The organism is Neorhizobium petrolearium (genome assembly GCF_017873175.1).
Taxonomy (GTDB): domain Bacteria; phylum Pseudomonadota; class Alphaproteobacteria; order Rhizobiales; family Rhizobiaceae; genus Neorhizobium; species Neorhizobium petrolearium.
Genome location: NZ_JAGGJW010000004.1, coordinates 23,370 through 36,568 on the forward strand (window position 1 = coordinate 23,370; position 13,199 = coordinate 36,568).

Here is a 13,199-nt window from a genome sequence, read left to right on the forward strand (position 1 = left end):
GCCACCCACGATCCGGTGACCCAGGTTTTGAGCAAGAAGGTTCGCGCGGCGTGCTTCGAACCGTCGAGCTCGCCGCGGACCACGAATTAAAAGCGCTACTGATGCTAACCTTGGACGGCAAGTTGGAGTGGAAGCGAAGACCCCCCCAACGCCTTCGAGGACGTTTGGAACCGGCCGCTGGTCAAGGGAGCGTCTTGGCCTTGCGACTAAAGCGTTTCGACTGCCGGCGGCTTCCAACGGCCGTCCAGCGCCTCGGGCTTCGGCAGATACAATCTCATGACCGCGTAGAAAGTTTCGCTCGGCGCGGGGAGCCAGTTCGCTTCCAGTTCCGCACCCGGGCTTTCGTGCTGCAGGTAGAGGACAACATCGCCCTTGTCGTTTTTCTTGAGGTCGGCAAGCATCGGCGAGTTGATCAGGTAGCGATCAATTGGATTAGGCACCAAAAGCTGCTTGGGCTTGTCATACATTGTGATTGACCAGAAAGCGTCGACGGGAGGTAGCGTGTCGGCGGAGAAGGTTAGCGTATATTTTCCCTTCCTGCCGTCCAATAGCTGACGATTCCCGTCGAAAGCGTAGATGACGTAGAGTGCCTCCTGCACGGAGTTGCCATAGATGCCGCCCTGCGCCGCTGCGGCGCGAGTCATGTATTGGCCTTTCATGAACTCGGGCGTACCGAATATCTTGGACGAATCCGTCAGCCTGGCAGCGACGTCACGGATTTCCTTTTCCGTGGCAACCACCACCTCTTTCATCAACGCTACGATATCGGACGAAAGCGCCATCCCCGGCCACGTTACATTTTCCTGGATACCGAGCTTGGCGAGGTTTTCCCGCTGTGCATCATCGCCCGGATAAGGTGGAGCGAACTGCAGCAGGAAGGCAGCAAGCGGCCAGTAGTTCGTGGCCATCAGTTCGTCCGAGATAGGCATCCAGTCGACCGGCGGCGGGGCGGCGGGGGCCGGCGTGCCGGCATAGACGGAAAGCGGCTGCGCCTTATAGCCGGCCTGAACCTCCTTTATCCTCTCAAGATCGTCGGGCGAAAAGAGCTGCGTCCTGATGATGCCCATGGCGAGCGTCGTCGGCATTTCGATCACGCGCTTGATGCCCTTCGGCATGTCGCCCTTCCAGCCTGGGCCGGCGATCAAAAAGTCGCCGCCGCCATTGCCGTCAACCCGAGTTCCGGGATAGTCGACATTATTGGTGTAGAGGTCGATGAGTTGTAGCGAATAGTAGCGCTTCCTCTCGATCGGCGGCATCGTCACCACGACGGGCTCGGCTCTTAGATCGAAGACGATGAAGGAATAGGGCGTGTCGGAATTCGGCGTGATGATTGCCGTGTCTTCGGGCGTGTAGACCCTGGCGATACTGACCAGGGTGTTGAGCGGCCCCTTGTATTGGTGGCCGTCGGGCTCCAATGCGTACTGATACATCGTGAGGTAGTTCTTCACCATCGGATAGGTATAGATATACGCCTCACGGGCGGCCGCCCTGATGTCATCCTGCGCGAAAGCCGGAAGTGACGGCAGCGCCATTAATGCAGCGGTGCCCGTCAGAAAGCGACGACGTTTCATTTCATTTCCTCCAAAACGGGGAATTTCCAGCTTCCGTCGAGAATTTGCGTCTCGGGCCGATACAGGCGAACCATGTAGTTCCAGCCCTCGGGCGTCGGCAGACAGTTGGCTATCTTGCCGTCGCAGCCTCCGAACTGGATCGTGATCGAGCCATCCGTGCTCTTCTGCGCGGTTACGTCATTCAGCGAGTAGGCATTCAACTCGTTCGGCGTGAAGAAGCCGTCCTTGTTGTAGACCGTGACCGACCAGAAATCTTTGACCGGAACATCCTTGACAGTCAGCCGATAGATGCTCTTGCCATCGTTCTTTTCCGGCGTCACGTTGAGATAAAGCGCTTCCTTATCCGGGTTTCCGCCCCATCCGAGCGCTGCTCCAATCAGATGCCGGATCGGATCCACTTCGTCGCGCGATCCGAACATCTTCGCAGTGTCCGGGAGGAGCGCGCCGAGATCCAAGAGCGCGCGGCGGGTCTTGTCCCGGCTTTTGCCGTCCCACTCGGGAATCTCGAAACGACCCCCTGCCGGCTGCTTGACCGTAACCGCATCCTGAAGCGCATGAACCTTCTTCATGTCTTCGGAGTTGTTGGGATCAGCAAAGAAACGGAAGGCAGCCACGACATAGCGGGTCCCTATGTCCTTGCGCGTCAAGGTGTACGAACCAGCGCCGTAATATACCCCATGGGCATAGTGATCCTGGTCGATTATAAGAAGCGACACGAACCGGCTTCCGGTATCCGGCACGTTGATCGTCACCGGTCCCGCATCCAGATCAAACACAGCGGAAGAATAAAGTGTGTCGCGGTTCAGGCGGATGACCGTCTGCTTGTCAAGCGGCGCCATTTCCCGCGTATGGTCGAACTTGGCGAAGCCTCCGTTCGCGGCGATGCCGGAGAAGTAAAGGTCGCTCTCGGCGCGCACGAAGTTGTCGCTATTGACGAGGATTGGATCGGCTGCAACCGGCAACGCATGAAGCATTGCCGCCGTCGCAATTGTCGTAAAGCTCAATCTTGCAAGAAACATGGAAGCCCTCCAAGGCTAGTTCTGTAAAGAAGCGGATTGATCGACGAACGGTCAGAAGCGCACGACCAGGCCGAGAATCGGGCCTTGCTGCACCACATCGAAGACAAAGCCGTCGTGGCTGTAATCGACGCCTAGTGCGCGATAGCCGGCCACCGCCGAGATCCTGTCACTGAACTCGTACCCGATACCGGCAGCGAGATCCCAGTCGAGGTCTGCCTGCCCGGCCCCCACCAATGCCCAGGCGCTGAGATAGAGATTGTCCGTCAGGAAGTACCGGCCGCGAACACCCGCCATCGCGTCGACCCAGGTGGCGCTGTCTTTGGCTGAAACGCCATCCAGAAGACCGCCGGAAAACGAGATTTCCGTGCTCGCGTGCCAGACGCGCGCGCCGGCGACGAGATCGAGATTGCCACGGCCGTCCTGAAAGACAGCATAGCCCGCGCCGACAAGTCCGGCGAATGTCTCCGACGTGGCGTCGACCCGTTCTGCGACGATGCCGAGCGGCGTGGATGCCCCCGACGAGACCTTGGTGTAGATGACATCGCCGAAGATGCTGAACCGATCGTAACGCGCTTCACCAACCGCCATGAATCCGAAATCCAGATCCTTTAGGATGTCGCCGAAATCGGATTCAAGATGAACGGCCGGCAGACCGAACTGCCCGACATCGCCAGAGATGCCGGCGCCCCAGAAATAGGGGCTCACCGCAAAGGTCCAGCCGTCACTCACAGCCGGCTTAGCCTCGGGGATGATAAACGGCGACTGAAGGTCTGCAGCGCTTGCGGCCGAACCCGCTGACGCACTGATCAGTACCATCGCCGTGAATATTCTATGGACTTTCATTGACTGGTCCCTCTGCCAACAAATATCAATCTCGATCCGGCTCCGCATTTATGTCGGGAACAGGAATGTGAGCGTGGTCCGCCCTCGCCATTCCGGGCCGCCCGACGGTGCGTCGGCGTAGTACCGTCCTCCGATCGGGAAGCTCCTGGCCTGAGAACCCAAGGTGAAAATCTGGGAAACGCCGAAATTGACCGGAATAATCCGCTGTTCGTTGTTCCCGTCATGATTGGCGTCAACGCTGAGGGACACCGACCTTCCACCGCCGAAATTATGAGATGCGAAGGGCTGCAGGAGACTGACGCTGACGTCGGGCCGATCATTCGGTCCTGCGATCGAACAGATATGGTTGGCGAGTGCTCCGACCATCCAAGGACCCTGCTGAACAAGACCGACGGCCGTCGGTCCAAGGCCAAATATTCCTGATCCGAGGAAGTCGTCCGTGGCTGTCGGCAGCAAAGCAACGGGGCCAGCACCCCAGATCAGTCCGCCGGGTCCTGGATCCTTGGGCGAAAAGAAGAAGCTCGCATTGACGTCATCCAGACCCGAGACATCTGCGCCGGGCAGATAATCGCGATAGCCGACGGGGATTATGGTGCGTGTGATCAGGTTCCAGTCGTCATTCAGCTCGAACGGTATGACCGGCTGGATATTCGACGTATAAGCGAAACCCTTGCCCTCGACGCTTGCGCCGAAATCGACGTTGTTTTGGAGCGGAACGCTGGTCAGACCTGCAAGTGGATTGGCCAGTTTCTGCGAAAGGTCGTCCGCAGTTGCCTGCGCCGTGGCACTGCCGCTAGAGAAGCTGACGAATAGGAGAAAAACGGAAATAAACGCGGGTTCACCGCCGCTGTATTTGCGAATCACGAAGGGTGAATGTCCCGACATTCCAGAATTCATCTGCCGCCCCAAAAGTTCTTTGGCATAGTTTGGTCGGCGAGAATTGGTAGGAAGATCTCGCGAAGCTCACCGAAGGTCCGCGCTATTTCCTGACGGTAATGGTGTGTCGCGATCTAAGGAGTTTCGATTTCTTCTCTACAAATCAATGCTTGCGCCACACCATGACAATTCATCATCGACGGGGTCAGATTGCATATTCGCCGACATCAGATTGTCCGGATTCGGACATTCTCAGAAAATTTGGACAAGTATATCATCACCGGTATTCCCCGGCTGCTTTATTTGCGACCGTGGTGCAAACGGATGTGTTCGAGTGCTTTGTAGCTAATCGGCGACATCTATTCTGTCCGGATTTTGGCAATGTGGAGGAAATCGTGCTGGATCTGACGCGAAAAAAGGCGGAAGAGGTCATGAGCCAGGGCGCCTGGCTCGCGAGCATGAGCGAGACCTTTAGGACAGAACTGCTGCGTAACGCGCATTTGCAGAAGTTCACTGCCAACCAGATCATCTACCGATACGGCGATCCGGTCGGTGGCATGTATGGGCTAGTCGCCGGCTCCCTTACCATCAATTCAGCACCACCGGACGCGACCCCCCGGCTGATCCATCTCGGGATGCCGGGGGCATGGACAGGTGAAGGCCCCTTCTTGACCGGCCAGCCACGTAGGGTCGAGATGAGGGCGCTTGGTGGCGCGTGGATGATGCATGTGCCGCTCGATGCCTTGGAGCAGATGGCGGCACGCGATCCTGGTGTATCGCGTGCAATTGGAATGAACACTGTATTTACAGTTGATGTTCTGCTCCGCATTGTCCACGATTTGCAAAAGCGTGATGTTGGGCGCAGGATCGCATCGGTGCTTCAAAGAGCTGGCTGGCTCGGCGACATGCCTATCGGCCTGTCTCAGAGCGATCTTGGCGTCATGGCGAATGCTTCACGGCAGCAGGTGAACATGGCAATGCAGCGTTTCGTTGCCGCTGGTTGGGTCGACTACACCTATCGATCCATCACCGTCGTCAACCCGCAGGCGCTGCGACAGTTTTCCGAAGGCGACGGTTCGGAATAGTAATAGGTGGGAAAGCGTTAGCTGGGGGAAGCTTTGGACGTTGAATCTCGGACATCCAGGACGCAAACGCAATTGGCACTCTTTGTGAGCTTGGCGGTCTTCACCACCGGGCAATCCTTTCTTCTTGTCGTCCTTCCTCCCTTGGGTCGGCGTCTCGGTTTTGCGGACCTCCATATCGGCAGCATCCTCAGCCTGTCTGCCTTGCTGATCATGATATCGGCGCCCGCTTGGGGCTACCTCAGTGAGCGTGTCGGGCGCCGCCCGGTTCTGCTGATTGCTCTTGCTGGTGCCGCGTTAGGGTCGATCGGCTTTGGAACAATCGTCCACTTTCGGTTGTCAGGCGCTTTAAGCGTATTTTCTGCGCTCATGTTGATAACCTTCGCTCGGGCGGCCCAAACCCTGGTCACGAGCGGCATCTTGCCCGCTGCACAGGCCTATATGGCGGATATTACCGCTCCAGCGCAGCGGGCGAATGGCATGGGTACCCTTGGAGCGGCTATCGGCGTTGGCGCCATCGCGGGAGCGGCGCTTGCCTGGCGCGTTGCGGGAACCAGCCCAATCGTCGCTTTCGCGGTGATTGCGATGCTAGCTGCCATCGCCTGGCTGGGCATCCTCTGGCTTGCAAAAGAACCCGCTCGCAAAGTTATAACAGTCGTCTCGGATGCCTGTCTGCCTCTTCGGCGCATATGGCCATTCCTGGCGATCACGCTGGTCTCGATCTCCGCCTACAGCATCCTGCAACAGGTGACGGCGCTTCGCCTGCAGGATTCGCTAGGTTTTACGGTTGAGGAGTCGATCTCGGGCGGAGGCGCGGCGCTGATGGCAACGGCGCTTGCGATGATCGTGGTGCAGGCCTGTGCGGTCCGGGTTTTCCGCTGGAAGGCTGCTCGCTTGCTGGGGGTCGGAGCGATCACGGCGGCCATTGCCATGTTGATCTGCACGTTTGTGACAACGTATTCGGGGATTTTCGCCACATTGATCCTGCTCGGCATTGGTTTGGGCCTGATGTTGACCGGCAATCTCGCTTCGCTTAGCTTGCAGACCGGGAGTGGCGCCCAAGGCAAGGTTGCGGGCGTCAACGTCCTGGCACAGGGCCTCGGACAGGCAATCGGTCCAATCGCCGGCGCGGGCCTTCACCGGATATCGCCACAGATCCCGTTTTTCGCGGCAACAACCTTGCTTTTCGTAGCGTGTTTCGTTGCGGCTATTTCATGCAGATCTACCGCGACAGACCCGACAATATCCGCGGAATTCTCCTAAATGGACATAGGGAAATGTCAGCCATATCAACGGACTGTCATCAGCGCCGATAAAATTCTGCCGCGGACATGATTCGACATCGGAGAGACTTTGCAACTGGCGCAATCATCGAACAGCTACCACTTGGAAGCGTTAGAGAAGCGTACCGGTTGGAACTGTTGATGACAGCGAAGGGCTGCATGCGGTCTGATTGTCAGAGTCTTAATGGCCGCCACATACCGGCATACCATTTATACCCTCGGTATCCCCTTTAAGAGCAATCCTGAACACCATCGGCAAGTGCGACGGAGTGGAGGTTGCGGAACAAATACTTGACTTCAACAGTCTTGTTCAAGCGGGTCGTTCACGTTATAGGCTCAGCACCACAACTAAAAACTCCACTGATAGGAACATGAAAGTGTCTGCGTTCAGACCTCTTCTTGCCGCTGGCCTCGCAGCTGTGCTCGGTTTTCCCTTAACCGAAGCTTCAGCAACGCCGACGAAATATCCCCTGGTGCTCGACAATTGCGGAGCCCAGGTTACGATCAACAAGGCGCCGCAGCGGGCGATTGGACTTGGCCAGAACAGCGCCGAGATCATGCTGCTGCTCGGCCTGGAAGACAAAATGGCTGGCACGGCATTCTGGCCGAGCAAGGTTCTTCCGCAACTGGCCGCAGCCAATGCGAAGGTCAAGCTCCTGACTGTCGAATTCCCGACTTTCGAAGCGATTCTGGCCGAGAACCCGGATTTCGTCGCCGCAGCCCTCCCTAGCCTGCTCGGCCCGACCAGCAAGGTCGCAAAGCGCGAGGACTTCGATAAGGTCGGCGTGCCCAGCTACATCTCGCCCAGTACCTGCCTCAGCACCGAAAAGGCAAACGATCAATATGGCAGCCGTGATCAGCTATGGAGCATGGACCTGCTCTATAAGGAGATCGACGAACTGTCGCAGATCTTCGACGTCGCCGATCGCGGCCAGGATTTGATCGCCGACTTCAAGAAGCGCGAGGCGTCCTTGCGCGCTGGCGTCTCGAAGGACGGGGAGAAACTCTCCTACGTCTTCTGGTTCTCCAGCCCGTCACCGACAGCCGACGCGTATCTCGGCGGCAAGAATGCCGCATCGGGCTTCATCGCCGATCTTCTCGGCGGCAAGAATGCGATCATGGCGGAAGCCGAATGGCCGACGCTTGGCTGGGAAAGCATCATTGCAGCCAATCCCGACGTCATCGTCGTCGCCAGTCTCGACCGCAACCGCTGGGAACTCGACAAGCCAGAAGCCAAGATCAAGTTCCTGAACAGCGATCCCGCAGTCAGCCAGCTGCCGGCCGTCCGGAACAATGCGATCGTCGTCATGGACGGTCAGGCTATGAACCCCACGATCCGCACGGTATACGGTGCGGAGCAGGTGGCCGAACAGCTGAAGGCCCTCGGTCTGCTCAAGTGACTGCCTCTCACCGCCCTCTCCCGCAGGCTGTCGTCTTTGGTGCCCTCCTGCTGGCCTCCCTTGCGGCGATCGGATTTGTCGTAGGTGTCAGTGTCGGGATTGGCGACCTGCCGATCCCACTCGCCACGACGTTCGCCGCCGTCACGAACAGGCTGGGATGGACGTCGGTGGAACTGAACCGCATCCATGAGACCGTGATCTGGGATTATCGCCTCAGCCGTGCACTCGTTGCCGCCTTCTGTGGCGCGGGCCTGGCGCTTTCTGGCGCGATCATGCAGTCGCTGCTGCGCAATCCGCTGGCAGAACCCTATGTGCTGGGCATTTCCGCCGGCGCATCGACCGGGGCCGTCGCCATCGTCATCCTTGGCGTTGGCTCGGCGGCCGTCTCGTTGTCGGCGGGGGCCTTTGCTGGGGCGTTTGCCGCCTTCTTCTTCGTGGCCCTCCTATCGAATGGAACCCGCGGGGGCGCCGACCGGACAGTCCTTGCCGGCGTTGCCGCGTCACAGTTGTTCAACGCCGCCACGTCCTATGTCGTGACGACGTCTGGCAATGCTCAGCAGGCTCGCGACGTGATGTTCTGGTTGCTTGGCAGCTTCGGTGGCGTGCGGTGGCCGGAATTCATGCTGGTCTCGGTCATCGTCGGCCTCGGGCTTGTCGCTTGCCTTGCCTATACCCGGGTTCTGGATGCCTTTGCCTTCGGCGACGAGGCTGCCGCTTCACTTGGCGTCGATGTCGGGCGAGCGCGCATTGTGCTCTTCGCCCTGACCGCGATGATGACGGCGACGATCGTCAGCATGGTCGGCTCGATCGGTTTTGTGGGATTGGTGGTGCCACATGCAGCACGCTTCGTCGTCGGGCCTCTCCACAGCCGGCTGCTTCCGGCCTGCGCCGTCGTGGGGGCTATCTTCATGGTGCTCGCCGACATAGCCTCGCGCGCGCTCGTCCCTCAGCAGATCCTGCCGGTCGGCGTCGTCACCGCACTCGTAGGCGTTCCCTTCTTTTCCGTCATTCTGTACCGGTTCCAGCGCGCATCATGAGCATCAGGACCCAAGATCTCGTCTGGAAGATAGGCAAGAAGACCATTCTCGATCGCGTTTCCTTCGAAGCGCGGCCGGGAAGAATGCTCGGCCTGCTTGGCCCGAACGGGTCCGGTAAAACCTCGCTCCTGCGGCTTCTCGCCGGCCTGAAGCGGCCGCACTCCGGCGAGATCACGCTCGACGGGAAGGATATAGGCAGCATCGGTCGCCGCAAGATCGCGCAACGCGTCGCCTTCGTCGAACAGCATGCGACGACCAACGCGAACCTCAGGGTCGTTGACGTAGTCAAACTCGGACGCTCTCCGCATCGCTCGATGTTTTCCGGCTGGACACTCGCTGACGACCGGGCTGTCGAGCAAGCGCTTGAATGCGCCGGTATGATCGATAAACGAAATGCCCCCTGGCAGAGCCTGTCCGGCGGCGAGAAGCAGCGCGCTCATATTGCCAGAGCTCTTGCACAGTCGCCAAAAGAGCTGATCCTCGATGAACCGACCAACCATCTCGACATCCAACACCAGATCAGCCTCATGCGGCTTGTTGCCGATCTACCAATTACCAGCATCATCGCTCTGCACGACCTCAATCACGCAGCGATGTTCTGCGACGAATTGATCGTCATGCAGCGCGGCAGGATCGTTGCGTCGGGCACACCCGACGAAGTCATGACCGAGACGGTTTTAAGGGACGTTTTCGCGGTAGATGCGCGTGTCGAGACCTCACCGCATCACGCACGGCCGCATATTCACTATCTTCCCTGAGCTGCCCACCCAAAATATCAAGGTGAAAGAGATTGCGTCCCGTTCGCCGATCGTGCTGGAGGCGAGAAGGAAAACCCGACAGCCTTGAAAGACAGCCAGGTAAATCGTGATTTATCGGCGGCGGCGCATTAAGTTGCTGCCTTCTTCGCCGCCGTACCCGGCTTCACCGGCACCGGCGATGAACTGCATCCCTTGCTCATCATCGCGGACTGAATTGCCTGGACTTTCCCCTTGGCAACCGCCACTTGCCCTTCCTTGTCACCGCCGAACGTCGAGGACATCGGGACGCCGAGGAGGAAAACGCCAAAGGCATCGCCTGTCGCGGCGTCGTGCTGTTGTTTGGATACACTTGCCAGAGCCGTTTGCTCCTTGAACATCTCCTGGCCAAGCTGTTCGCAAGACAAGTTGGTATATGCCGCCATCGGAATGTCGGCAGGCACAATTGCGTCAGGCCTTTTTGCGCAGCCAGAAACCGCCAGCACAACCGCCAGCGGCATGATATGGATTTTCATGTAGTCCCCCATGTTGCCCGCGGGAGGATAAAGCATGTTTCAGCCAGAAGTGGAAGCGTCCACGGCAAGACATGGACCAAAATACATCCGCGTCATGGTCGATCGAAGCGCCTCTGCGAGCCATCCCGCCGGCTCCTCCGCCTTGCCTCCCACCAAAGCCGAATTTCTTTTAAAATTGCGGGCATCACGGGGATCGCTACGACCGCCAACATCAACCAATCCATCTTAGTCATCAAACCGATCTCCAACGGAGGATTTAAACACTCTGGGAGGGTATGACAGAAATGACCGAGGGGGATTTCCGGCTGCTAGAAAATCAGGGCGGCTTTATTCAAAACATTGATATGTCTGCCTTTATCGCCAGAAAATGTTGCCCTCAAGCACGCTCAACGTCCCCGGGAGCTTGCGAGCTCGGCTATTCCAGTTGCTCAGGCGCCAAGCTCAAGCCCGGAATAAACCCTCCAGTAATAGTTGCATGAAGGTCACGTTTGTATCACTCTTGTGATCGCGACGGAGGGCTGCAGTGATGGATCAGAAAAAACCAAATCCCATTGACATTCATGTTGGATCACGGATCCGGCTCAGGCGCACGATGCTGAAGATCTCTCAGGAGAAACTGGCCGATGGGCTGGGGATCACCTTTCAGCAGGTGCAGAAATACGAAAAGGGAAGCAATCGGGTCGGCGCCAGTCGCCTCCAGAACATCGCAACCCTATTGAATGTGCCCGTCAGCTATTTCTTCGCGGACGCCCCGAATGGTTCGCCGCTGGTCGACGGGAAACCCGTGATGCAAGAGGAAGACGCGGTCACCGCGTTCCTGATGAGCCGCGAGGGGATGGAGCTCAATATCGCCTTTCAAAGGGTGGCAAATGCGAAGCTGCGCCAGAACATTGTTCAGCTGGTCAAATCGTTGGGGAGCCCCCAAGAACTGGATCGCGACCGCGCGGATTCAGACGCGACGCGTTGACGGATCGTTCCGGTGCTCCGGCTTGTAACTTTTGGCGGCCTTCGGCTTGCCGACGACGAACGAGGGACAGTCCCGCTACCGCAAAAGGCGTTGTTTGCTGTTGTCTATATGCTGGCCAGCCGTGAGTTCGAGCTGCCTCGAGATTATCTCGCGAGACTGCTTTGGGCAGGCGACCAGGATGCCGCGAAGATCAACCTCCGCAAGATGATCGAGCGTGTCCGCAAATGCGCCACGGAGGGCTGGCCCATTCCTCTGGATTTCACGGCATCGACTATACGCCTGTCAGCAGAAGCCATTGACCCGGACTTTTCTCTCTTTTCCGCTGATCTTGAACCGCTGCGGCGACTAACCGTGATATCGAAATTGATGAGGCATCAATTTCTAGACGAGGCGAACTTACCCGTCGGACTAAAGTCATGGGTTGGGAAGCAACAGTCGGCCCAGTGGGAACACTTCAGGGTGGCATTCTTCGATGCGCAAGCCGCGGCGGCAAGCCGGTCGCATTGGGCCAGCGTCAAGGATAGTGCCAAACAACTGCTTGAGCGCTATCCGGATGATACCGCTGTTCGCGAAGTGCTGCTTCGGGCACATCGCCACGGCGACCAAACTGGCCCCCCGATGCACGCCACACTCCAGGTCGAATTCCCGTTGTCTGGAGAGACTGCCGTCGTCCCTTCGACACTGATAGAACTCCCCCGGCTGGTTTTGCTTCCTCCCCAGGAGGCTCGGGAAAACCCTGCTTACCCGGCCCGGGCACTGATGGAAGATATCACGATAAGCCTGTGCGCCTTGAGGACGGTCGCGGTCGTCGCCCCTTATACGGCTGCCCGCATTCGGCAGGATGCGGACAAGGTCACGCAGTTGGAGAGACATTCCATCTCCTATGTGATCGATACGACCATCAGTGGCGAGGGCCTCTTTGTTCAGATGATCTTCCTGCCATCCGACAGTGTTTTGTGGGCCGAGCGTTTTCGCCTCAAACCCGGCTCACTTGCTTCACATCGCAAGCAAATTGCGCAGATGATCGTCAATGCAATCAGCAATCATCTTCAGCGCACCGAACCGGTGCTCGCCGACTTCCGCGCTCACCCCGACGTCTACCGTTCCTATCTTGCAGGCGCTCAGCATCTCAACAGGTTCACACTCCCTGACCTGCGCCGGGCCAGAAATGCCTTCAGGGGAACGCTGAAAGCGCGCGCGGATTTCGCGCCAGCATTGGCGGGCCTGTCACGTACCTATTCCTGGGAATGGGTGTTGACGGCTCAAGGGGAGAGAGAGCTGCTGGTTAAAGCAGAAGAGGTCGCCCAAAAGGCAATCGCACTTCAGCCGGAATTGGCATCGGCGCATCGAGAACTTGGGCTATCAAAGCTCTACCTTGGCGATGTCGACGGCAGTCTGGAGGCATTCGATCGGGCGGAAGGACTGAGCCCGCATCTCGCCGACGCGATCTGCGGGTATGCCGATGCCCTGGTTCATGCATCGAAGCCCGCCGACGGTTTGGCCAAGATCGGCAAGGCTATCCGTCTCAATCCCATCTGCCCTGACGACTACTTCTGGATTGCGGCCGGCGCCAGCTATTTCCTGGGCGAATTTCGTCAGGCGATCAGCTATATTGACCGAATGGGCGACTCCTCGTCGGCCCGGCGATTGCTTGCGGCAAGTTACGCGATGGCGGGCGATGCCGCAAAAGCGCGTATCCATCGGCGCAAGGCTCAGGAGCTCAATCCGCAGTTCGATCTCCATACATGGCTTTCCGTGCTTCCGGTGAAGGAGCAATGGCAAAAGGACCTTTATCGCGAGGGCTTACTTAAAGCTGGATTTTAACTTTAATACCAAACCTGAGGGGGTAAG

At 58.2% G+C, this 13,199-nt stretch carries 12 protein-coding genes; 7 read left to right on the plus strand and 5 right to left on the minus strand.

Annotation, left to right across the window (positions count from 1 at the left end; translation table 11 throughout):
• Positions 1-206: 206 nt before the first annotated feature.
• From J2046_RS08510 to J2046_RS08525, 4 genes are read right to left on the minus strand one after another with little or no spacing between them, the layout of a single operon-like run.
• Complete coding sequence (locus tag J2046_RS08510) at positions 207-1,571, minus strand: DUF1254 domain-containing protein (RefSeq protein ID WP_210050905.1); 1,365 nt, start codon at positions 1,569-1,571, stop codon at positions 207-209.
• Complete coding sequence (locus J2046_RS08515; protein ID WP_210050906.1) at positions 1,568-2,590, minus strand: DUF1214 domain-containing protein; 1,023 nt, start codon at positions 2,588-2,590, stop codon at positions 1,568-1,570. Before J2046_RS08515 ends, J2046_RS08510 begins: the two co-directional genes overlap by 4 nt.
• Before the next feature lie 51 nt (positions 2,591-2,641).
• Positions 2,642-3,433 (minus strand): DUF481 domain-containing protein, encoded by a 792-nt coding sequence (locus J2046_RS08520; RefSeq protein ID WP_210050908.1) that lies wholly within the window; start codon positions 3,431-3,433, stop codon positions 2,642-2,644.
• Positions 3,434-3,481: 48 nt separating this feature from the next.
• Positions 3,482-4,318 (minus strand): transporter, encoded by an 837-nt coding sequence (locus J2046_RS08525; RefSeq protein ID WP_233469642.1) that lies wholly within the window; start codon positions 4,316-4,318, stop codon positions 3,482-3,484.
• Positions 4,319-4,704: 386 nt separating this feature from the next.
• Between J2046_RS08525 and J2046_RS08530 the strand changes: the two genes are divergently transcribed.
• The 5 genes from J2046_RS08530 (at position 4,705) to J2046_RS08550 (ending at position 9,869) form a co-directional block, all read left to right on the plus strand.
• On the plus strand, positions 4,705-5,394 hold the full coding sequence (locus J2046_RS08530; RefSeq protein ID WP_325169739.1) for a Crp/Fnr family transcriptional regulator: 690 nt from the start codon (positions 4,705-4,707) through the stop codon (positions 5,392-5,394).
• Between the two features lie 84 nt (positions 5,395-5,478).
• The gene (locus tag J2046_RS08535; RefSeq protein ID WP_325169743.1) at positions 5,479-6,654 is read left to right on the plus strand and encodes an MFS transporter; all 1,176 of its coding nucleotides are present in this window, start codon (positions 5,479-5,481) and stop codon (positions 6,652-6,654) included.
• Positions 6,655-7,051: 397 nt separating this feature from the next.
• Entirely contained in the window at positions 7,052-8,074 is a 1,023-nt protein-coding gene (locus J2046_RS08540) for an ABC transporter substrate-binding protein (RefSeq protein WP_210050912.1), read from the plus strand.
• Positions 8,071-9,111 (plus strand): FecCD family ABC transporter permease, encoded by a 1,041-nt coding sequence (locus J2046_RS08545; RefSeq protein WP_210050913.1) that lies wholly within the window; start codon positions 8,071-8,073, stop codon positions 9,109-9,111. Before J2046_RS08540 ends, J2046_RS08545 begins: the two co-directional genes overlap by 4 nt.
• The gene (locus tag J2046_RS08550; RefSeq protein WP_210050915.1) at positions 9,108-9,869 is read left to right on the plus strand and encodes an ABC transporter ATP-binding protein; all 762 of its coding nucleotides are present in this window, start codon (positions 9,108-9,110) and stop codon (positions 9,867-9,869) included. Before J2046_RS08545 ends, J2046_RS08550 begins: the two co-directional genes overlap by 4 nt.
• Before the next feature lie 128 nt (positions 9,870-9,997).
• Here J2046_RS08550 and J2046_RS08555 read toward each other — a convergent pair whose 3' ends face one another.
• Complete coding sequence (locus tag J2046_RS08555; RefSeq protein WP_210050916.1) at positions 9,998-10,381, minus strand: hypothetical protein; 384 nt, start codon at positions 10,379-10,381, stop codon at positions 9,998-10,000.
• Positions 10,382-10,907: 526 nt separating this feature from the next.
• Here J2046_RS08555 and J2046_RS08560 point away from each other — a divergent pair.
• A complete protein-coding gene (locus tag J2046_RS08560) occupies positions 10,908-11,348 on the plus strand; it encodes a helix-turn-helix domain-containing protein (RefSeq protein ID WP_210050917.1) in 441 nt (146 codons plus the stop codon).
• A 12-nt stretch (positions 11,349-11,360) separates the two neighbouring features.
• The gene (locus tag J2046_RS08565; RefSeq protein ID WP_210050918.1) at positions 11,361-13,172 is read left to right on the plus strand and encodes a peptide antibiotic resistance protein; all 1,812 of its coding nucleotides are present in this window, start codon (positions 11,361-11,363) and stop codon (positions 13,170-13,172) included.
• Positions 13,173-13,199 lie beyond the last annotated feature (27 nt).

Excerpts from the sequence above, each read along its gene's own strand:
- J2046_RS08520 (WP_210050908.1), bottom strand. The coding sequence starts at position 3,433 with ATGAAAGTCCATAGAATATTCACGGCGATGGTACTGATCAGTGCGTCA.
- J2046_RS08515 (WP_210050906.1), bottom strand. The coding sequence starts at position 2,590 with ATGTTTCTTGCAAGATTGAGCTTTACGACAATTGCGACGGCGGCAATG.
- J2046_RS08525 (WP_233469642.1), bottom strand. The coding sequence starts at position 4,318 with ATGTCGGGACATTCACCCTTCGTGATTCGCAAATACAGCGGCGGTGAA.
- J2046_RS08510 (WP_210050905.1), bottom strand. The coding sequence starts at position 1,571 with ATGAAACGTCGTCGCTTTCTGACGGGCACCGCTGCATTAATGGCGCTG.
- J2046_RS08550 (WP_210050915.1), top strand. The coding sequence starts at position 9,108 with ATGAGCATCAGGACCCAAGATCTCGTCTGGAAGATAGGCAAGAAGACC.
- J2046_RS08560 (WP_210050917.1), top strand. The coding sequence starts at position 10,908 with ATGGATCAGAAAAAACCAAATCCCATTGACATTCATGTTGGATCACGG.
- J2046_RS08555 (WP_210050916.1), bottom strand. The coding sequence starts at position 10,381 with ATGAAAATCCATATCATGCCGCTGGCGGTTGTGCTGGCGGTTTCTGGC.